Source organism: Natronocalculus amylovorans, from assembly GCF_023638035.1.
GTDB classification, from domain to species: Archaea; Halobacteriota; Halobacteria; order Halobacteriales; family Haloferacaceae; genus Natronocalculus; species Natronocalculus amylovorans.
Window position 1 is genome coordinate 77928 of sequence record NZ_JAKRVX010000007.1, and the last position, 20429, is coordinate 98356.

Annotated in this window: 25 protein-coding genes; 15 read left to right on the forward strand and 10 right to left on the reverse strand. The window is 51.6% G+C overall.

All coding sequences use genetic code 11. The features are described 5' to 3' along the window. Positions 1 to 23: 23 nt before the first annotated feature. From AArcSt2_RS14000 to AArcSt2_RS14020, 5 genes are all read right to left on the reverse strand, one after another. A complete protein-coding gene (locus AArcSt2_RS14000) occupies positions 24 to 1997 on the reverse strand; it encodes a heavy metal translocating P-type ATPase (RefSeq protein ID WP_250585486.1) in 1974 nt (657 codons plus the stop codon). A 98-nt stretch (positions 1998 to 2095) separates the two neighbouring features. Continuing rightward, on the reverse strand, positions 2096 to 2404 hold the full coding sequence (locus AArcSt2_RS14005; RefSeq protein ID WP_250585488.1) for a hypothetical protein: 309 nt from the start codon (positions 2402 to 2404) through the stop codon (positions 2096 to 2098). A 100-nt stretch (positions 2405 to 2504) separates the two neighbouring features. After that, positions 2505 to 3329, reverse strand: a complete 825-nt coding sequence (locus AArcSt2_RS14010; RefSeq protein ID WP_250585490.1) for an ABC transporter permease subunit — start codon at positions 3327 to 3329, stop codon at positions 2505 to 2507. Beyond that, positions 3326 to 4093 (reverse strand): ABC transporter ATP-binding protein, encoded by a 768-nt coding sequence (locus tag AArcSt2_RS14015; protein ID WP_250585492.1) that lies wholly within the window; start codon positions 4091 to 4093, stop codon positions 3326 to 3328. Before AArcSt2_RS14015 ends, AArcSt2_RS14010 begins: the two co-directional genes overlap by 4 nt. Next, entirely contained in the window at positions 4086 to 6032 is a 1947-nt protein-coding gene (locus AArcSt2_RS14020; protein ID WP_250585494.1) for a NosD domain-containing protein, read from the reverse strand. The genes AArcSt2_RS14015 and AArcSt2_RS14020 overlap by 8 nt, the downstream gene beginning before the upstream one ends. Positions 6033 to 6176: 144 nt before the next feature. Between AArcSt2_RS14020 and AArcSt2_RS14025 the strand changes: the two genes are divergently transcribed. Further along, complete coding sequence (locus AArcSt2_RS14025; protein ID WP_250585496.1) at positions 6177 to 6434, forward strand: sulfurtransferase TusA family protein; 258 nt, start codon at positions 6177 to 6179, stop codon at positions 6432 to 6434. Between the two features lie 2 nt (positions 6435 to 6436). Then, complete coding sequence (locus AArcSt2_RS14030; protein ID WP_250585498.1) at positions 6437 to 7003, forward strand: DsrE/DsrF/DrsH-like family protein; 567 nt, start codon at positions 6437 to 6439, stop codon at positions 7001 to 7003. Between the two features lie 75 nt (positions 7004 to 7078). On the opposite strand, the gene AArcSt2_RS14035 is transcribed toward AArcSt2_RS14030, so the two are convergent. The 3 genes from AArcSt2_RS14035 to AArcSt2_RS16920 form a co-directional block, all read right to left on the reverse strand. Beyond that, positions 7079 to 7294 (reverse strand): hypothetical protein, encoded by a 216-nt coding sequence (locus AArcSt2_RS14035; protein WP_250585500.1) that lies wholly within the window; start codon positions 7292 to 7294, stop codon positions 7079 to 7081. Between the two features lie 51 nt (positions 7295 to 7345). Then, positions 7346 to 9757: a heavy metal translocating P-type ATPase gene (locus tag AArcSt2_RS14040; RefSeq protein WP_250585502.1), complete on the reverse strand. Its 2412-nt coding sequence runs from the start codon at positions 9755 to 9757 to the stop codon at positions 7346 to 7348. A gap of 79 nt (positions 9758 to 9836) precedes the next feature. Then, positions 9837 to 10055, reverse strand: coding sequence for a DUF8131 family protein (locus tag AArcSt2_RS16920; protein WP_484549547.1), 219 nt, complete (start codon positions 10053 to 10055; stop codon positions 9837 to 9839). A gap of 67 nt (positions 10056 to 10122) precedes the next feature. Between AArcSt2_RS16920 and AArcSt2_RS14045 the strand changes: the two genes are divergently transcribed. From AArcSt2_RS14045 to AArcSt2_RS14070, 6 genes are read left to right on the forward strand one after another with little or no spacing between them, the layout of a single operon-like run. Beyond that, on the forward strand, positions 10123 to 10281 hold the full coding sequence (locus AArcSt2_RS14045) for a hypothetical protein (protein WP_174655038.1): 159 nt from the start codon (positions 10123 to 10125) through the stop codon (positions 10279 to 10281). Continuing rightward, on the forward strand, positions 10282 to 10785 hold the full coding sequence (locus AArcSt2_RS14050) for a cytochrome c oxidase subunit II (RefSeq protein ID WP_250585503.1): 504 nt from the start codon (positions 10282 to 10284) through the stop codon (positions 10783 to 10785). It begins immediately after the preceding gene. After that, complete coding sequence (locus AArcSt2_RS14055; RefSeq protein WP_250585505.1) at positions 10782 to 12554, forward strand: b(o/a)3-type cytochrome-c oxidase subunit 1; 1773 nt, start codon at positions 10782 to 10784, stop codon at positions 12552 to 12554. The genes AArcSt2_RS14050 and AArcSt2_RS14055 overlap by 4 nt, the downstream gene beginning before the upstream one ends. Next, the gene (locus AArcSt2_RS14060; protein WP_174655035.1) at positions 12551 to 12754 is read left to right on the forward strand and encodes a hypothetical protein; all 204 of its coding nucleotides are present in this window, start codon (positions 12551 to 12553) and stop codon (positions 12752 to 12754) included. Before AArcSt2_RS14055 ends, AArcSt2_RS14060 begins: the two co-directional genes overlap by 4 nt. Before the next feature lie 30 nt (positions 12755 to 12784). Then, the gene (locus AArcSt2_RS14065) at positions 12785 to 13465 is read left to right on the forward strand and encodes a DUF7546 family protein (RefSeq protein WP_250585507.1); all 681 of its coding nucleotides are present in this window, start codon (positions 12785 to 12787) and stop codon (positions 13463 to 13465) included. Further along, positions 13466 to 14113 carry a cytochrome c biogenesis protein CcdA gene (locus AArcSt2_RS14070; protein ID WP_250585509.1) on the forward strand — a complete coding sequence of 216 codons (648 nt, stop codon included), beginning with the start codon at positions 13466 to 13468 and terminating at the stop codon, positions 14111 to 14113. Here the strand turns inward: AArcSt2_RS14070 and AArcSt2_RS14075 are convergent. Continuing rightward, the gene (locus AArcSt2_RS14075; protein ID WP_250585511.1) at positions 14103 to 14681 is read right to left on the reverse strand and encodes a nitrous oxide reductase accessory protein NosL; all 579 of its coding nucleotides are present in this window, start codon (positions 14679 to 14681) and stop codon (positions 14103 to 14105) included. The genes AArcSt2_RS14070 and AArcSt2_RS14075 overlap by 11 nt on opposite strands. 244 nt (positions 14682 to 14925) lie before the next feature. On the opposite strand from AArcSt2_RS14075, the gene AArcSt2_RS14080 reads away from it, so the two are divergent. From AArcSt2_RS14080 to AArcSt2_RS14100, 5 genes are read left to right on the forward strand one after another with little or no spacing between them, the layout of a single operon-like run. Then, positions 14926 to 15078, forward strand: coding sequence for a DUF7512 family protein (locus AArcSt2_RS14080; RefSeq protein ID WP_250585513.1), 153 nt, complete (start codon positions 14926 to 14928; stop codon positions 15076 to 15078). Next, complete coding sequence (locus AArcSt2_RS14085) at positions 15078 to 16097, forward strand: sulfite exporter TauE/SafE family protein (protein WP_250585515.1); 1020 nt, start codon at positions 15078 to 15080, stop codon at positions 16095 to 16097. Before AArcSt2_RS14080 ends, AArcSt2_RS14085 begins: the two co-directional genes overlap by 1 nt. A gap of 56 nt (positions 16098 to 16153) precedes the next feature. Continuing rightward, positions 16154 to 16831: an SCO family protein gene (locus AArcSt2_RS14090; protein ID WP_250585517.1), complete on the forward strand. Its 678-nt coding sequence runs from the start codon at positions 16154 to 16156 to the stop codon at positions 16829 to 16831. Positions 16832 to 16839: 8 nt separating this feature from the next. Beyond that, positions 16840 to 17664 carry a sulfite exporter TauE/SafE family protein gene (locus AArcSt2_RS14095; RefSeq protein ID WP_250585519.1) on the forward strand — a complete coding sequence of 275 codons (825 nt, stop codon included), beginning with the start codon at positions 16840 to 16842 and terminating at the stop codon, positions 17662 to 17664. 31 nt (positions 17665 to 17695) lie between these two features. Next, on the forward strand, positions 17696 to 18217 hold the full coding sequence (locus tag AArcSt2_RS14100) for a TlpA family protein disulfide reductase (RefSeq protein WP_250585521.1): 522 nt from the start codon (positions 17696 to 17698) through the stop codon (positions 18215 to 18217). A 318-nt stretch (positions 18218 to 18535) separates the two neighbouring features. Here the strand turns inward: AArcSt2_RS14100 and AArcSt2_RS14105 are convergent, their stop codons facing one another. After that, positions 18536 to 18976 (reverse strand): universal stress protein, encoded by a 441-nt coding sequence (locus AArcSt2_RS14105; protein WP_174655025.1) that lies wholly within the window; start codon positions 18974 to 18976, stop codon positions 18536 to 18538. Positions 18977 to 19160: 184 nt separating this feature from the next. On the opposite strand from AArcSt2_RS14105, the gene AArcSt2_RS14110 reads away from it, so the two are divergent. Then, complete coding sequence (locus tag AArcSt2_RS14110) at positions 19161 to 19727, forward strand: DoxX family protein (RefSeq protein WP_250585523.1); 567 nt, start codon at positions 19161 to 19163, stop codon at positions 19725 to 19727. Between the two features lie 63 nt (positions 19728 to 19790). Beyond that, the gene (locus tag AArcSt2_RS14115) at positions 19791 to 20072 is read left to right on the forward strand and encodes a hypothetical protein (protein ID WP_174655023.1); all 282 of its coding nucleotides are present in this window, start codon (positions 19791 to 19793) and stop codon (positions 20070 to 20072) included. The last annotated feature ends 357 nt before the right edge of the window (positions 20073 to 20429 follow it).

The following is a 20429-nucleotide window of genomic DNA, read 5'->3' on the forward strand; positions in this document are numbered from 1 at the left end:
GAACAATTTCTCCGAGCTCTTGATCATCCGTCGAATCGAAGTAGTCGAAGCCCAATCAGGCTGACAAGGACTGTCGAACCTTCGTGTCCAATCACTGCAAGCGGCAGCGGAATACCGGCTGTAAGGATTGCAATAATCATAATCGCGATCGCCCCAAATGCGATCGAGAAATTAATATACAATGTTCGTCGCGTTTTCCGACTCAGCGCAAAAGCGTACGGAAGCCGATCGAGCCGATCGGACATTAATACGATATCAGCGGTCTCTAGTGCAACGTCGGTGCCAGCACCACCCATACCAATGCTGATATCAGCCGTTGCAAGTGCAGGAGCATCGTTTACTCCATCGCCAACCATCGCAACGGCTTCATACTGCTCTTGGAGCGTTTCGATATGGCTCACTTTCTCCTCAGGAAGGAGCTCTGCATACACCGCATCAATACCCAGTTCATCCGCGATATACCGAGCAACGCGCTCGTTGTCGCCAGTGAGCATCACGATGTGTTTGACCCCCCGATCGCGAAGCTGTTCGATCATTCCAGCCGCATCTGGTCGGATCGTATCCGTAAATGCAAGCCACCCAAGTACAGAGCGACCGCTGTCGGATTCGCGGACGACAAGCACACTCGTTTTTCCGCTGTGTTCCAACTCGCGGACTGCATTGCGTCCTGTTTCAAGTCCCTCGATCGGATCATCCATCGATTCAAAATATCTCGAATTGCCGATATGGATTAGATCACCATCAACAGTCGCGTTAACGCCTTTTCCGACAACTGCCTGGAACCCAGTTGCGGTTGGGATCGAGAGCGATCGATCGCGTGCTGCATCAACCGTTGCCTCCGCAAGATGATGTTCTGATCTTGATTGGACAGCGGCCGCGATCGACAAGAGCAGATCGGTAGTGAGTGGCCCATCTGCAACTGTTGCGCCATCTCGGGGTGAGACATCGGTTAGTTGGGTGTTACCCTCTGTGAGCGTCCCGGTTTTATCGAACGCGACCGCGTCGACGTAGCCTGCAGTTTCGATATGTTCACCGCCTTTGAACAAGACACCTTGGCGGCCACCCGCAGAGATTGCAGAGAGGACTGCCGCAGGTGTTGAAATAATAACTGCACAGGGAGATGCAGCAACCATGAGCGTCATTGCACGGTAGAGCGTCGGCTCAAAACTGTGGTTGAGCAACGCCAGTGGAAGTACAATCGCGACTGCTGTGAGGGTAAACACACCCAGTACGTATGGCTGTTCGAATCGATCGATCAGCTGTTGGGTGGGTGCTCGTTTGTTCTGTGCAGTTTCGACCATGTGGATAAGTCGGGCAATAGCGGATTCGTGTGCCTCTTTCGTGACTCGCACTTCGAGACTCCCTGCTTCGTTGATCGTCCCGCTAAAAACCTCATCTCCAACCGTTTTCGTCACAGGAACGGATTCACCAGTCAACGAAGCCTGATCGATCGTGCTCTCTCCAGAGACGACAACGCCATCAAGAGGAAGCCGATCACCGGGGCGGACAACAAAGACATCGCCAACGTCGACGTCATCAACTGAGACGGATACTTCTTCACCGTCACGGAGCAACTGTGCAGTTTCGGGACGCATATCGATGAGTGACCTGATCGCCGTTCGAGAGCGGCCGATCGCATACGCCTCTAACACACCGGAGAGTGAGAACAAGAACAACAGCATCGCACCCTCAAACGGGGCACCAATAAAGAGTGCGCCAAGCGCAGCGGCAATCATCAGAAGATCAATCTCAATTGCTGGCTCCGCTAACGCTTCGACACTCGCTTTGAGTCCATACCAGCCACCGAATATGTACGCAACACCGTAGCTAACCCACACAACGGTTGGATCAAAATTGAACCAGCTGCCAATCAGTCCGGTGAGCATCCCACTAAATGTGAGAAGAACGAACAGAGACTGCCTCCGAAGCACCGATCGATCGGTTGCTTCCTTTGGCGAATCTTGTGTAGCCGAAACAGATTGTGAAGCAGTCTCCATGGAGGTATGTTGAAAACAGAGTTTGATAAGGATTTAGGTAGTAATGTCTGCAGCATACAAAGCTGTAGGGACGCGAACGGTCACGATTGTCGAATGTCTCATGCCGAAAATATGTATGGGTCTCGCTCGTGCCATGCAGCAAAGAGCCCAAAAGTCATCAATGTGAAAAACCCGATAAGTAAAAATCCTGCACTAAGTAGCCCGATCGGGTGTGGAAATGAGATGAGCGTTCCTTGCTCAAGTCCGATCAATAGCTGAAAACCCAACCAAAAAATAAACGCAGGGAGAAAATACCGCCTACTGCGGTTAGTCTCGGTTATTTTTGGTATAATCAAGAGGATACAAATTCCGGATAGTGGAATAATGATCCCGACAAGATTCTGTTCTCCGCCGACCCAATCGATCATTAGCGTAGCTTTTGTGTCACAATAGCATATATTCTTTCACGTATCTCCAGTGAGAAATCCTACGCGGTCGGTAACTGATCAGAAGTTTCGTCACGATATTTCAGACGGTTCGGCGATGGAGAATGAGCGTTGCAGAAATAAGCGAGAAGATTGTCCACGCGAACAATCCAGCAACGCTCGTAATTGGTGACCCGTAGCCGCTTTCGGAGGCAGCAGTGACTGCAATCACCGTCTCAAAGACCGCACCACGGTACGCACTGTTCGGTGCGATCGCCAGTGCATTCAAGAGATCTGCTTCTGCGATCCAGCCATCAGTGAGCCCAAGAATGATTGCTGCATCACCAGCAACCACAACAAGCACAACGGCCCCAACAGCAAGTGCGATCGCGGTCAGTGTCGATTGTGCAGCAACCGACATCAACAGAACGATCGCCAGTAATGCAAGCGCAAACACCAGCGTAAGCACAATAAATCGGGCAAACAGCAGTGGGGAGTCTAAGCCAGTGTGAGTCGCAAAAATACTGGTATCCGGCCCCGATGAAAACGAAACCAACAGCAACGTCGCGAGTAGCCCACTCCCGAGGATTACTGACAGAACAACCGCTCGTCCAGCATAGATTGCAAATACGTACACCGATGATGGAACGTCGTATGTTTTCAACACCGCTAACTCGCCGCGTTCAAGATCCGAGACCACACTTCGGTAGCCGATCGCAATCGCAAGCACGGGGACAAGCACCTCAAGCGGGAGCAAAAGATCGACAACTGTTGGAACGTATCCAGTGGCAGCGCCACCACCACCAGCAGTTAATGCAAGCAGAAGACCAATGACGCCCACAGTGATGAGATAGTATACACGTGTGCGCATCGCTGTTTTGAGTTCACGTTTAAAGAGTGCAAAAAACGTTGAAACAATCGTACTCATTGGGTGACCTCCGTATTCGTTTGCGGTGTCTCAGTTGCTGTGACCGCATCATAGACCTCCCACAAGTCGGCCACACTGTGTGTTTGACACAGCTGTTGTGGTGGCCCTTGTGCGGCGATCTGTTTGTCGTGAAGGAGAATGACTGTATCCGCATATCGTTCAACAAGCGCGAGGTCGTGTGAACTCACGATCACAGCAGTACCACGTTCAGCAAGTTGTGCGGTGATCTCGAATGCTTTTGTTCCCATTGTTGGATCCAGCCCGCTTGCTGGTTCGTCGAAGATCACAGCCGGCGGGTTACCCACAACGGACTGTGCAATACCAAGCAAGCGTGTCATTCCACCCGACAGCGCCTCAACAGGCCGATTTCTGACGTCATAGAGATCAACCTGTGTGAGCAACTCTTTCGTGTCAGTTGGGGTTTCAAGCAACGACGCATAGAACGAGATCGTCTCTTCGACAGTGAAATGGGGCCGGAATGCAGGTTGCTGTGGGAGGTAGCCGATCGGCCGCTCAACAGCGGGACCGGCGTACTCAACGTTTCCAGCCGTGGGCTCGAGATGGCCAAGCAAGAGCCGCAACAGCGTGGTTTTTCCGGTCCCATTTGGGCCGATCAGTGCGGTCACGCTTCCCGCATGAACGGTCAGATCGATCGAATCAAGAACCGTTAGTTCGCTGTACTGCTTTGTGAGGTCGGTCGCACGAAGAACAGCCTCTTGAGACGTGGCTGCTGGTCGAGTGTTGGTAGATTGTTGCTTACTCATCAGTCGAATCTGTCGTGTTGTGTGTTGCGGCGTCGATACCGTGTTCAGAAACGGCCTCCGCGATTTCATACAGCTGTGGATTCTGCGGTTCGGTTTGTGGGTATGGGTCAAGAATGCTTCCCGATCGGAGCCCGGGTGTTGAGCCTTGGAGTGCACGAAGCCCAACCGTCACCGGTGATTCAGCAACGGTTGTTCGGGCAGTCGATCGGTGCAATTGCCCATCAACAGGATCGGTTGGGGAGTATGCCCTGTCATATGTGCCATCAGTTGCGTCTCCATACGCACCCTCCCAGTAGTTACCCTGTGTTCCGTCAGCCCAGATCCGGAGTGGCCCAGCGCTTGAACCGGCATGCTGGTCATTTCCAACAAAATCATTGCTGTGAATAGTACTCGTTGCCAGGACAGAGCCGGTTCGCATCCCATACTCATTGTCACGAACAACGTTGTGTTCATACAGGGACGAAACAGCGCTCGTCGTGATTCCAACACGCGTATCCACAGCAACATTGTGTGCAATGTAGGAGTACGAGCCGCTTGTCGAAATCCCATTTGAGGTGTTTGTAACGATATTTCCGACGATCGCATTCCGAGATGGGCTTGTCATAATCGTGACGCCGCCATACTCCTGGTCGGCGAATGTATTGTCTGCGATCATCGCATCAGAGGTGTGCATGAGGTGAACACCGTAGCGGTTTGCTCGGAAGTCGTTGTTCCGAATAACCGTTTCCGGAGAGCGGTGCAGATAGATCCCATCCCGCCCGGCAGTAAACTGTGAGTCTTCAACGACGGCAGACGATCGCATGATCATCACGCCCATGAAGCTGTCTCGCCACACCTCAGTGCCAGTGACAGCCACGTTGTGGACGGCCGAGTTGTTGCTGTCGCGAAGGAGGATGCCGTTTGCATCGGTGTGTGGGACAGTAACGTTTGTAACGAGTGTGCCCGGTGCATCAACCGCTGCGATCGCTGCATCTCCATGGCCGTATCCAAGTTCGATGTTTGTGTCCCAGTCGTCATCGCCGGTTACCACATCCGGGTTCCGCGTTCGGTCACCAACACCCGTTACAGTGATACCATCAACGGCAACGTCCGCCGCGTTGATATTGATGACGCTCCCGTTTTCATCACCTTCGACAGTTGCACCGTGTCCACGGAGCGTCACTGATTTGTTGATGTTAATCGGGCCCTCGTATGTACCTGGATCAAGCACAACCGTTGTTTCAGCCGTTGCAGTGTCGAGTGCCGTCTGGAGATCATCATCCGGAGAGACAGTGATCTCGGCTGGTCGATCCAGCAGTTGCAATCGATCAGTGACTCGCTCATCAGCGGTGTCACCCTGACTGTCTACGCGATCGCGGACGAGCGATGCATCATCAACATCGTGCGATTGAGCGGTGAACGCATCCCATGAAACCACCTCACCACCATATGTGTCGGTGAATTCGGTAGCTTGCTCTTGATCTGCAAATGGAATCGCAACCGATCCAGCAGGTGTCCGTGCATCGCTATCAACAACGTAGACTGCATCCTGTGCAAATACCCATTCAGTTCTGCGATCGGTTTCAATATATCCCTCAGCAGTGAGTTCAATGCCTGTATCAGCGTAGTCTGAAACGTAGGTAACGATCGGATAGCCGAACTGCTGTTCGCGTGCGGGGTCATCAAATGATGCGGCAGCAGTCTCAATCCCGTAGTAGCCAATGACGTACTGATACTGCGAGTAGAACACTTGTGTACGAGGCACACTTTCCTGCGAATCGATCTCTTCATGCACCTCAGATGCAAACCCGATCGACCGTGTATCCTCGAATGGGACTGGGTCAGGAACCGCAGAATCCGCACTGACCACAAACACCCCCACAGAGAGGAGACAGACAAGGAGAAACCCGATAACAAGCGTGCGTGGTCCCCTTGGAAGCCACGACAATTCGATTCCCATATAGGACGTTTGTGACGCAGTGGTTTATCATATCTGGTGCAACAGTCGAAACCCAATAAAACAGAATTGTACCACAATGCGCGCGTAACGAGCAACAGGTTTAATACAATAGACTTTGTATTGTGCAATACACCCAATAATACAATGTCAGTAGAATACGAAATCTCAGAAACACTTGATGTAAAAGGACTCAGTTGCCCAATGCCGATCGTCAAAACAAAACAGGCGATCGATCCGCTTTCAGCTGGCGATGTGCTGGAGGTTATTTCCACAGATTCCGGCAGTATGAGCGATATCAGAGGCTGGGCAGATGGAACGGGCGGCGTCGAATTGCTAGATCAAAAAGAGGGCGAAGACGGTGGCGATGCCGTGTTCAAACACTACGTCAAAAAGACGGAATAGAAATGAGTACTGATACGCCTACCGCAGATGGGGCCGATACTGCACTCGCTGCTCGAATTGAAGCCTTAGAGCAAGAGATTGCAGCGCTCAAGGCAGAGGCTAGCAACGATCAAAAGAAAATGACGATCGTTGCAACGCAAGGCTCCTTCGACATGGCATACCCACCGCTCATCCTTGCAAGTACGGCAGCAGCATTTGGCTGGGAGGTCGTTGTCTTCCATACCTTCTGGGGCCTCGACATTCTTCACGAAAAGAAGTCGAAGAACCTCAAACTCAGTGCCGTTGGAAATCCAAGCATGCCGATGCCAAACGCACTTGCCGCACTTCCAGGCATGGATTCGATGGCAACTCGGATGATGGAAAAACGGATCAAAGAAAACGGCACCGCAACGATCGAAGAGCTGATCGACCTCTCGCTTGAGACCGGTGTCGATCTGCAGGCGTGTCAGATGACGATCGAGCTCATGGAATACGACGAGGACGACTTCTACGATGGCGTCACAACTGGCGTGGGCGCGGCAACTGCACTCAATCACATGGCTGAATCCGACGTCCAACTCCTCGTCTGAGACAACGGCGATTAGCTACTCGTACGTGTCACTCTTCTTCAATAAAACTGAACAACGAGTGGTAACACAGCCTCGTTAGGGCTGTCGATCGAGTTCGTCTGCCTGTTCTTGGATATCTGCAATCTCTTGAGAGAGTGCAGTATCAGCACTACCGTGTGATTCTCGAACTGAGAGATCAAGCGGTGAGGGAACGAACTGAGTCTCGTCTTCTTCCTCGTCTCCCGGTTCCGCTTCAGTTCGTTGGTGGAGGCGGAAGCTCTGAAGGAATCGTTCCCAAAGTGTAGCGGGCATGAGAGGTAATACGATCATTTGCATAATAAATGTTGTACGCCGTTCGATCGCCTATTCAAGCGATCGGAGCGTCGAATTGAGGACGACAAGCAAACTGCTTGCACCCATTGCCAGCGCAGCAAGCAGTGGATTCAACAATCCAAAGACGGCGAGCGGTATCGCAACCGCATTGTAGAAGAACGCCCAGCCAAGGTTCTGCCTGATCCGTTTTCTGGTATTCGTTGCAATGGTAAAGAGGCGAGGAACCGACTCCAGATTTCCATCGATCACGATCGCATCACCAGCATCCGTTGCAAGTTTTGTTCCGGTGGCAAGCGCAATACCTAGATCAGCGGCTGCAAGCGCCGGCGCATCGTTGCTCCCATCACCGACCATTGCAACACGACCTCGACTTTTGAGTCGCGTTATGGTTGCTGCTTTTGCCTCCGGGGGGACCTCCGAAAAGACGTGATCGACAAGCGGATGTGACTCAAAGCGTGTTGTCGCCGCCGCATCGTCGCCAGTAAGCAATACAATCTCTCGATCCTGTTCGGCGAGCGCTTCAATGACCGACTCCCACTCGGGTTTTGGCTCGTCGCCAACTGCAATAACGCCCTGTATCTCGTGAGCCCAGCCAACAACGACAGCAACCGACCCAGCCTCAGTGATCGCTTTTGCTTCAGCACGGTATCCGTTTGGGTCATACCAGTCAGTCGAGAACGCCGCTGGATGTCCAACCAAGAGATCGTGACCATCAACTGAGCCACGAACACCTCGATCAAACGTCTGGATGTTCGAGACGCCCTGATCAGCAGCAGATCCACTCTGTGGGTGTGAAACTATCTTTCCACCGTCAGTAGCGGTCTGTGTTTCCGAGCGCGTTTCAGCGGCTGCTGCAGCAACGATCGCATCGGCAATCGGATGCGCGGACGCTCGTTCGACTGCGGCAGCCAGTGAAAGAACCGTTTCAGGCTCATCGGCGATCGTTTCGGTTACTTGCATCTCGCCGCTTGTGAGCGTCCCAGTTTTATCGAGTGCAATCACATCAACATCGGTTGAATCTTCAAACACCGTCTCGGATGCAATGACAATCCCATTTGTAGCTGCAGTTTTGATCCCACGTGCAACCGCAAGCGGTGTTGCTAATCCAAGTGCACACGGGCAGGATACAATAATCACCGTCAGCCCAACAAGGAGCGAAGTTGTGATTGACGCGCCAAACGCGACCATCGCAACAACAGTCACAACGGCGATCGTAATCACCAACGGGACAAAGATCGTTGCCAGTTTATCGGCAAATCGTTGCACGCCCGGGGAGCTACTTTGTATCTCCCACAGCAGTTCGACAATCCGATCGAGTGCACTCGAAGCATCCGCCGCAACAGTCATTGTAAGCGGTTGATCAGTAACGACGGTGCCACCACGAACTGCATCACCGGGTCGCTTTGTTCTGGGAATGGATTCTCCCGTGACAAGCGCTTCATCAACGGCTGCGACACCGGTTTTAACCGTTCCATCAACTGGAATACGATCGCCAGGACGAACAAGGAGCTCATCCCCTGATTCAACTGCTTCAATGGGAATCGTCTCTCCGTCGGGCCGCCTCGCATCTGCAACTTGGATCGCAGTCAGATCTGTGAGAAGATCAGATGCACGCTGCTTGATTGCAGACTCGTAATAGTTCCCGAGAGTAACTACCAGAATGATTGCCACCGTAACGTCGAAATAGAGATCCGTCCGTCCGAGGGCCATCGCAAGCGTACTGTACCCGTAGGATCCGACAGCGGCGATCGACACAAGCAGATCCATATTCGCATGTCCTGCTTTGAGACTCACATACGCGCCGCGAAGAATAGGGTATCCCGTATAAAAGAGCACAAGCGATGTGAGAAGCCAGATTTGGGTGAACAGATAGAGCCCATCAAACCCGGTTAGATCAACAAGCGGTTCGTAACCGAAGTATGTAGGGTACAAAAACAGAACGTACCACACCATCGTCATCATTCCGAACAGCCCACCGCCAATGAGGAACTTCACAACGGCAACATCACCAGGGACAGGATCATCGGAATGGATCGATCGTGGGCGGGCAGTGTAGCCATATCCGGAGACGGTCTCGGGGATCGCATCATCCGTGACTGTTTCTGGGTCGTAGCCTATTTTGAGTGTATCTGTCGCGTAGCTTGCCTGCGCAGTTTCGATACCGTCATGTGAAACTGCAGTCGACTCAAGAAACGCTTCACATGTTGCACAGTGCATTCCATCAACACTGAGGTAGATGTTTTCCGCTGCTTCGGTTGCGTCCGAATCATCAGGTGAGAGCTGGTCTCGGATCTCTGTTGGGTCTGCATCTTCGATCGTAGACGCATCTAACACACGTGCAACTTCTAAACACCCCCGACAGCAGTAGCTGCCGTCCGTGTCGTCGCTACGGTATGGTTCGGCTGGCGTTGGAAGCTCACAAAGCGTACAGTTTGTCCCCATTGATAATTTGTATATTATACAAGATTCAAATCGGCGTCTGCTGTTTTAGTACTGTCAAAGTAGTATTGTGTGTGTTTCTTTACTGGGTAGTGGTGTGTATAGAATTGTCCGTCGGACTAAATGCTATATAGAGTGAAATCGTGATGAGCACAACGTTTACCAGTGCAATAGTGACGACAATATCTGGCGTGAATATAATATACGCAAGAATCGCAGGTATTGTACCTAACCCTATGAGTGACGCCTTTCGTGGACTGAGCATTATTCGTTGATACGCTTCCAGTACTAAAACCTGCATGATGGATTCTCAGGCGATGAGAATATCCCCGATCTTTATTGTTTGTTATTTGCAATACTCGATAAACATGTCTGGTGATGCAGTCGTTACTGAAATTGATCATGATGAGTTCAATCCTCGAGGTACCCTTGCATTAATATTGGTCTATTTTGCCATTCTTGTCGTAATGTGGGTCTTCATGTACTTTGTAGAGTTCCTTGGAAACGATCTCACTGTCATTGGATAGATGCACATACACAATTACGAAAAAATCTGGCTTGTACTTGCGATGATTATGATTGTTGGCTTTCTGACAACGGTCACCTACGGTGCGACGGCAGTTGGGATTGAGATGATCTCAGATGAGGAGGACACGATCGATCCCGGGGCGTTGGATGAAGATCCTCGATTTGCAGAGCCGCGGGTAGAGCAGGTCGGCGAAAACGAGTATGAAGCGTACGTTGTTGCACAGCAGTACATCTTCTCCCCGGATCCGATCGAAGTGCCTGCAAATAGTACAGTGACGTTCTATGTGACGTCACCTGACGTCATTCATGGCTTCCAAGTCGCAGGGACAAACGCGAACACGATGGTCATCCCGGGAGAGGTTGCGAAGTTGACCGTCGAAACAGAAGAGCCCGGTGAGCATGGAATCGTCTGCAACGAGTACTGTGGTAGCGGTCATCACGTGATGGAAGGCAAGCTTATCATCCACCCAGAAGACGAGTTTGAGATGGAGGACGACGAATGAGCAGCGCAATTGAATCCGGTGAGCCAACGTTTTTAGATCGCTTCCCACAGGAAGCAAAAGTTGTCCGATCAGCGCTCTGGAGCTCGTTTATTGCGCTGACGCTTGGTGCGCTGTTTGGGATTATTCAGACACTGCACCGAACAGATGTGCTACGGGTATTCAGTTCGGGTAACTACTACACAATTCTTACCGCACACGGGGTCTTGATGGTCGTCTCATTCACGATCTTCTTCCTCGTCGGAATATATACGTGGGCAGTTGTTCGGAGTTTAGATCGACCGGTCGAAGACATCAGATACACGTGGACATGGTATGGGCTAATGGTCCTTGGAACGCTGATGGCGCTGGTTGCGATCCTTGGTGGGTTTATTGATTCGATTGACATTAGCGCAGATGTACTCTTTACATTCTACGCACCGTTGCAAGCACATCCGCTATTCTATGGTGGCTTAGCAATCTTTTTGATCGGGACATGGCTTGCTGGAGCAGACTGGTTCCGGTCGTGGTATGCATGGAAACAGGAGAACCCTGGTGAACGAATTCCACTGCAGACATTCATGGTCTTGATCACGATGTTAATGTGGTACATCGCATCGATCGGGATCACAATTGCAGTCGTCATCTTCCTGCTCCCATGGTCGCTTGGTATCATCGATCAAGTCAATCCACTCCTGACTCGGACACTCTTTTGGTTCTGGGGACACCCAGTTGTGTACTTCTGGCTGATGCCTGCGTATTTGCTCTGGTACACGGTTCTTCCAAAAGTATCCGGAGGGAGACTGTTCAGCGATCCGCTTGCACGCGTTGTGTTTGTGCTCTTTTTGTTGCTCTCGACACCAGTCGGGATCCACCACCAGTATTTGGATCCCGGAATTGCAGACGGATTTAAATTCATTGCACTAACAAATACCATGTTCCTGCTGCTTCCAAGCCTGTTGACCGCATTCACGGTTGTTGCAAGTATGGAACATGGAGCACGCCAACGTGGAGGCACCGGATTATTAGGCTGGCTGCGAGCACTTCCGTGGGCCAACCCTGCATTTACTGGAATGGCCCTTGCGGGGCTGATGTTCGCTGCTGGCGGATTCAGTGGAATGATTAATGCCGGCCTCAATATCAATTACCTCGTCCACAATACACTGTGGGTACCTGGGCACTTCCATCTCACCGTTGGAACTGCGGTTGCGTTGACGTTCATGGCCGCAACGTACTGGCTCTGGCCACAGTTGACAAATAAGCCGATATTCAGTCGACCGATCGCACTTGCCCAGGTGATCCTGTGGTTTGTCGGAATGGCACTGATGTCGAACGCAATGCACGTTGCAGGACTTATCGGGATTCCGCGACGAACAGCAGAACCACAGTACGATGGCTTCGACTTTATCCCAACGTTTGGGTCGATCGCAGAGCTGGACCTCCAGTTGGTTGTTGGAGGGACACTCCTAACTCTGTCCGCAATTCTGTTTGTGAGTAACCTCGTCTTGAGTATTAGCTTACCAAAGGTGAGTGGCCTCGGACAGCCGCTTCCACCAGCACTCTCAGGACCGGATGACGCACCAAAGGTTCTTGATAACCTCAAGCTCTGGACCGCAATTGCGCTTGTGCTCGTTATCTTGGCATATACACTGCCGCTTGCAAGTATTGTTGATCGAGGCGGTCTCTTTGGACCGGGAGGAACTCCGTATCCAACGATGATTGAGTTTGGAAGCACTTTGCTTGAAATATATACACCGTTAACAACGGATTGGATTTCGGGGTGGCTCCAATGAGTGAAACCTCGAGAGCGGGGCTCCTCATTGGTGGTGCTGTGCTCTTTGTTATCCTCTGGGAGATCAGAAGCGCGCTTGGTGTGTTGTTTCGCATTGATACCAACATCGCAGTGTACACAGTGGTGACGTTTGTGGTGATACTCTGTACACTGGTTGCACTCGATCGCGGCCTGATTGGATTCGGAAGTAAGGAGCAGTAACACACAACTCGATTGCGAAATATAACACGAATGAACGTCAGATCAGAACTCAAACAACAGTCACCAACGACGCATGCGGCAATTGCTGGTATTGCAGTTGTCGCTGTACAGGTCGCTGCGATTGTTGCGTATATTCGTATCCAGCAACCGGTGATCACCGAATACCGATCGATTGCCTACCCGTTCATTTGGATAACAGCGGGAGTTGGGACGGCAGTGTGGATCGGACAGGTGTTTGCTGGGCGGCCACGCCGGTTCCGAGGGGCAATCGTTGCCATACCGTACGTGCTGGTGCTGTTCTGGTTGAGTGGGATCATTGGCGGTCCGACAGGTACGGAAACCTTTCTCGTACAGAATGCAATGCCTGGGTGGGGGCCCATTGTGGTCTACAGCGGGAGCCTGATGAGTATCTCACTGGTTCCATTCAAGTTTGTCGGATATCTGACATTAGGATACGTTGTCTACGTAGTCGCTGCAAGTACAGCCCAGTCAGTTCGTGCAGCGGCGATCGGACTTGCCTCGTGCGTGAGTTGTACCGCGCCGCTGCTGCTTGCAGTTGCAGGGATATTCGGTGGCAACACGACTGCAATGGTTGCAACTGCGGGTTATGATATTGCGACGATTATTTTTGTTGGGACCTTAGCGCTCCTTGCCATTGCTGCAAAACGGTCCACACATGAGCAACCCGACGTGTGTCCGGTGAGATACTAAATGAGTCTCTCAAGCGAGTTGGCGTTCGCAATCGGCGCAGGGGTAGCAACGTTCTTTTCACCATGTGCCTATGCACTCTTGCCGGGGTATGTTGGCGTCTATCTGAACGCATCCGGTGGCGAAACGCAATCAATACAGCATGACAGCATCCGTGCAATCGCTGCAGCAGCGGGGGTCATCGGAGTGTTTCTCATCGTGATTACTGCCGTTGCGGCAGTTGGAGAACCAGTCCGTGCAGTTATATCTCAGTTGGAGGTGATAACTGGTATCGGGCTCATCTTGTTTGGAATACTGCTGCTTTGGGGCGCAGATGTAGGGTGGCATACGTCACTCCCGAAACAGCGTTCTGGACTGATTGGGTTCGGAATATTTGGCGCAGTGTATGCAGTCGCGGCGATCGGCTGTGTCGCACCGCTGTTTTTCGCACTGACGCTTCGAGCGATCGAATCAGGGCTGGTGACGACGATTGCAGTTCTGGGTGCGTACGGTGGGACGATCGCCGCCCTCTTATTCGGAACGACAGTCACGATCGGACTTGGCTACGAAATTACAACAAAACAGTTTACACGATTTTCGGCCCGAGCGACCCAAATCGGTGGCGCAATACTTGTTTTTGCTGGCGTTGTGCAGCTATACCTTACGCTCTGACACTATCAATCAGCTCTCGATCGATATCTGTTGCAGCAATAACACTGCCACCGTATTCGGAGGCAAACTCCTCAGCGTCATCCTCATCGCTAAACGGAATTACGTCGGGACCCATTGCACCAAGGACGTCACTTCCTGCAACAACAAACAGTTGGGATTCTTGCACATACGCATCCGCTGAAAGATGCGCGGAGATAGATGGTTCAGAATCACCGCTCACATCGTAGGAAACAGCAGTATAGTCGGTTAGATATGTCACACGTGGGTTCCACCCTTCATCTTCGCGGTCGAAGCGGTATGTGTACGTACAGGTCCCACTACAAAACCACGCGGGGCCATCTCTGTCCGCAGGCTCGTCTTCAAAAAACACCTGCCCTGTCGGCCCAGGGTGCTCCTCGATAACCATCCCACACGCATCACAGGATTGTCCATCATCAAGCGAGATCGCAGCCGGTAGCTCTTCGCTCTCACCAGTACAACCCGCAAGCGCAAGTGTCAATCCACCAGCGGCAAGCGTGACAACTGAACGACGGCTGACTGACAGCTGGTCAGACGGTTGATCAACCATGTAGATACTAGTCGGCAGAAGTGTTTAACAGATCTGGTACAATACTCTAAACTCAGTAACCCGCAGGGATACCGATTTGACAGCTACGTATAGAATCTCATACGTTATACAAATATATCGGTAGGTTACATAGTTATTATATTGCACAATTTCTACAAAACTGTTATTAGCAGTGGCCGGGTATACTCCACTAGATAGAAACAATGAGTTCACAACAATGGCGTATTTGTGGGGTATTTGTACAATGATCGAGCTATCAACGCTCCCTGCGACCGTCCAAGCGCTCCTCTTTGTTGGGGTGATTTTATTTGAGGCTGTGTTTCTCTATGTGGGATACGGCGCGATCGAAAAGGTAGCCGGATCAAGAATCAAACGCGCAATAACGAGAGGGGAGTAATGGAGCTATTTGGGCTGACAATCGGGTTACTACTGCTGTTCGTGAGCTTTGGCTTCATGGTTGGCGTGCTGTTTGGGTTCTTTGGGATGGGTGGGGCGTTTTTAATCACACCAACACTGCTCATCCTCGGCTATCCAGCCCGCGTTGCGATCGGAAGCGGATTAGCGTTCTACTTCGGTACCTCTGTCATCGCCGTGATCAAACACTATGATATTGGACAAGTAGATTACAAACTTGGTGCGATACTGTTCGTTGGTCTGACGATCGGGATCGAGGGAGGGAGACGGCTAGTATTCTCACTGGAGCGTATTGGTATTGCAGAGCTTGTCACCGGCGTTGCGTACGTCTTTCTCCTCGCAGGTATCGGTCTGTTATTCCTCCGCCGTGCACGCAATATTGCAGCTGATGAGTCTGACGAAGATGAAACAAACGGGGATGATATTCCACCGATGGCAACAACACTTCAATCCTACAACATTCCGCCAATGGTCTCACTCACTGCAGGTGGAAGCGCATCTGCATGGACGATCTCAGGTGTTGGTGGAACCATTGGGTTAGTATCCGGGTTCCTCGGTGTCGGTGGCGGGTTTATTCGAATGCCAGCGATCTACTATCTGATTGGAACGCCACTTGCCGTTGCAGTTGGAACCAGTCTCTTCGCTGGGCTCTTTTCAGGGGCGTATGGAACATTCACCTACGGAGCTGCTGGCGGAATCGACCTTGCAGTAATCACGCCACTTCTTGTTGGGAGTGCACTTGGGGCTCGAATTGGCTCTGCAGCGACGACGGTTGTCAACGAAGATGATGTTATCATCTACTTTGCAGCAATGATGCTACTTGCCAGTGCAGCCATCGCCCTCAGTGAACTTGGTAACTGGCTCGAGATTGAGCCACTGAACACGCTAAGTGTGATTTTGCTCGTTGGGTCCGCGTTCTTTGTCGGGTCGATGATTATCTATCACGTCATCAAATCAATGCGAAAAACGGGAGGAGAGCTGCAACAGAATCCGTCTCACTGAAACGTTTCGACAGGCGAACCAATGACTACTTTTTCGTTGGCAACATTGTGCAATATATGCAACGGCGACAGTATCTCAAGACTGGAAGTGCAGTCACACTCGGGGCTACAGTAGCGGGGTGTCTTGGCGGGCTATTTGACCCCGGCCCCGAGAATGTCGTCCTTTCGGAGCCAGAAGACCAGGGAGCAGAGAGTAGCTCGCTTGCATATCCGGCATATGGAGAGCCGCTACCGGATTTCTCACTTCCAGATCCGTTTACTGATGAGCCGTTTCGTCCCGAAGAGATGGATGAGCCGTTCTTATGTACGTCATTCTATGCATTCTGTCCTGCAGAGTGTGTGTTACTGCTTGGATCATTTGCCAATGTACAGGCAGCGCTCGATGCTGAAGGGCTGCGTGATGAGATCGGACTCGTCGCAATTACATTTGACCCCGAACGCGACACGCCGGAGGCACTTTCCGAGCATGCAGAGATGATTGGAATCGATTATGAACACGAAATGTGGCGGTATCTTCGACCAGCTGACGATGCAGAAGCCAAAGCGATCGTTGAAGAGCGCCTCGGGCTTGGATTTGAGAAGGTTGGCGGTGGAGATGCGTATGATTTTAATCACCTCACAATTACATTCCTCGTAAACCCAGACACTGTTGTTGAGCGTGCCTACCGAGGCGATCGACTGGATGTTGATCGCGTCGTAAGTGATCTGACAACGGTACATGAAAGCTACCAGTAGACGTTGAAATGCAACTACAAACCGTACTCCACACGTGTACAGCCACTGAGACGGCGGGAATATTTGATGGAGCCGCCGTCGGGTTGGGTGTCTTTTTTCTCATTGGACTCTTCGGTGGTGCACACTGTCTTGGCATGTGTGGACCGCTTGTGACGACATATAGCGATCGGCTTCGGAAACAAGAGCGCGCAAAACGATCGGATACGCTCTCACTGTTTGCAGTTCGACAGCATGCATTATTTAATCTCGGTCGGACAGCAAGCTATGCAACGATCGGTGCACTGTTTGGCCTCGCAGGAGCGGCGCTCACGGTTTCTGTCGAACAAACCACAACCATCCTCCGTGAGGTGAATATTGTCGTCGGCCTGATCATTGGGACCGCGATTATTGCAGCAGGACTACACTATCTGTTCCGTGGACAAGTCCTCGCATTACCTGGAGAGTCGCTACTGAGACCGATTACACAGGCAGTCCAAACACGCTTGATGACACGGGTTGATGCCTCTGTTGGAAATACCCGGATCGTTGGGCTCGGCGCACTGCACGGGCTACTTCCGTGTCCACTTCTCTACCCCGCGTTTCTGTATGCGTTCGTGCAAGCGTCACCGCTTGGTGGAGCCGTTGTGTTGGCAGTGTTAGGAATTGGGACAATCCCAGCCCTGTTCATCTATGGGACGCTCTTTCAGTCGCTTTCGGTGGAAGTCCGAATGAAGCTCCATCGAGTGCTTGGTGTCGTGTTCATCCTCTTGGGTTATATACCGCTTCAACACGCGCTCATGCTGATGGGGATCCATCTACCGCATCCACCGATTCCATTCTATCAGCCATTATGATCAACCAGAGCCAGTTATCAGGAGAGACACAATGAATCGGCGGCAGCTACTTGCAGGGATGATCGGAGCCACAACCGTCGGTGGAGGATGGCTCTGGACCCAACGGAGCGATCGTGGCGGCGAAAAACGGCTGGAGCCAACAGCTGTAGAGACGATCGACGCAACAGGAAGCACTTCGGGAACGGTTGAAATACCGACCATGGATTCGCCTGTGTTACTCGAGTTTTTTGCAACATGGTGTGACGAGTGTCGTGAGTTTATGCCAACGCTCGCTGATGTACATGCGTCGCACGGTGACCGCGTGACGTTTATATCGGTCACAACGGAGCCAGTCGGATTTTCGATCGAAGAATCGGACGTACAAGACTGGTGGGAGTCACATGAAGGCTCGTGGACTGTTGGTATCGACCCACGGCTGACGCTTTCGGAGAAACTAGACGTGACATCGGTCCCGACAACGGTTCTCATCGATCGGGATGGAACGATCCGGGGACAAAAAACAAGTGCACAAAACGAACGGGAGTTAGAAGCATTCCTCGAACCGGTACTGTAGTATTACCAGATTCTGAGAAAGCGCTACGATAGTTATGCCTATTTCATTCATTACTGTACAGTATGGGATACGCAACTGAAACACCGTCGCAGGGATACACAGTAGATAGCCTGTTTGTACTGATACGGCTTGCACTCGTTGCACTGTCAACCGTGATTTTCGGAGTCGTACTATACTACTCAGTGGATTTGACGCTGGTACACGGCATATTCTCACCACCAGTTGTTAGCACAGTATTTTTCACCGCGTTCGTCGGGGTTGTGTATCTGTTAGTATCGCAAATTGCCGAACAAACCATACAACAAGCGTAACACGATTTTATTTTGGTGGACACACCGTAACCGGAACTGAACTCTGTCGAAGCAGCGCATCGGTTGTACTCCCAAGCAATGCGCGTTCAAGCGATCGGCCAGCATCACGGCCATGTGATCCAACAAAGATTGCGTCAATATCATTTCGATCGGCATACTGCAGCAGTACAGTTGCTGGTTTCCCCTCGTGAATTGACGTTCGGAATGAGACGTCGTGTTCGATTGCAGCAGACTCAATCCTTGCGAGCGCATCCTCACCAACCGAAGCCAAGTCCGATCGAATCACGTCTGGATCGATGATGTCATTATCGTACTCTCGACGTGTGTCTATCACATAGACGGCATGAATACAGCCGTTGACTGCTGCTGCCAACTCGATCGCCTGTCTGGCTCCATTCAATGACTGCTCAGAACCATCAATACCAATGAGAATCTGGTCGTATGCCATAATACGAGACTCTACGCGGGCAGTGATGAACAGTATTGCCCTCAAATTTCAATAACACACTGATGAGAGTATTTAAACACCCCTGATATCGGGGATAAATATCGTGATATACCCACGTGCTGAGAAACGGATATTGGTTATATGGGGGTCTCAGCCATCTGTACTACCATAGGAGAGACTTACGATGTCAACTACAACCAACAACCGACTCGAAAGCCGCCTCGCTGGAATTACCCTCGAAGGTGAACCGCACTCGCTCTCGGCATGGTTTGTCGTTGCGCTCAGACTCGTCATGGGTGGAATGATACTCTTTGCCGGCCTCGGTAAATTTGCCTTTATCAGCGGCGAATCGTTCAACGCCTCGGGCTACCTTGTCCACGGTGTTGACGCTGCAAGCCCTGTCAGCGGGCTCTACGCTGCCATGGCCGCAAGCCCCGCGCTCATGGAAATTGTAAACGTCATGATCCCTGTCACGCAGGTGCTCATCGGTGTGGCACTCATCTTCGGCGGCTTCGTCCGACTCGCCGCCCTCGGGGGCGCACTTCAGATGTTCGCCTTCTACCTCGGCGGCTGGGAGGGACAACTGCTCGCAACCTTCGACTCAACCCTCATCTACGCGATCGTCTTCCTCGCGATCGCCGCCTTCGGTGCAGGTCGAATCCTGGGCGCGGACAAGTACATCGAACAGCTGAAAATCAGCGGTGAACCGCTGGTTGAGAAATACCCGAAAATGCAGTACCTCCTCGGCTGAGCGTACTGATTCACACCCGCATCGATGCGGTGTCACGAAGAATACAGACGGGAGGCAACGGCAATGACAGCAGCCACAGTCTCAACATATGAACTTACAACGCTGGATACAGCAGACGAAATGTGGCTCACGGAGTGGCTCTTGCAGTGGCTTGAGTGTCCGAATGTGACAAGCGTCTCCGTCACACGAGATGAGACACAAACAGGAACTGCAGTAACCGTTGCTGTATCCGCACAGCCAACAGACGTACAGCCAACGAAAACGAAATGTAACCGACAGCTTTCGGATGCACTCCGTAAGTATGTCAGAGCGGTATCGGCATCCGATCGGCTTCAGAATAGCTGATTGTGGATGCGATTTTATTGTTTTTATCGGCGGTCAAGGAGAATACCCCGAGGCTTGAGGTCGGGGATGAATCCGACAACTCGGATATAAACCACTAAATGCAAAAAACTCGAAGGAGGAATCGTGACGGTAGCACTCATTGACCGTGGTCTGCTGGACAATAACACGTCCGACTATAGTTGATTTCGCCGCCGGCATCGAATAGGAGTGGGAGACTCCGAATCCACGTCCCCAGAAATCTTCGATTTCTGGTGTGCAAACGAATCGCTACGCGATTCGTTAACGCCTGTGGAGACTGGAACCCCTGTGTCTGCTGTGGATACAAGTTCCGTCGCAGAAACAGGAAATCCACGCTGT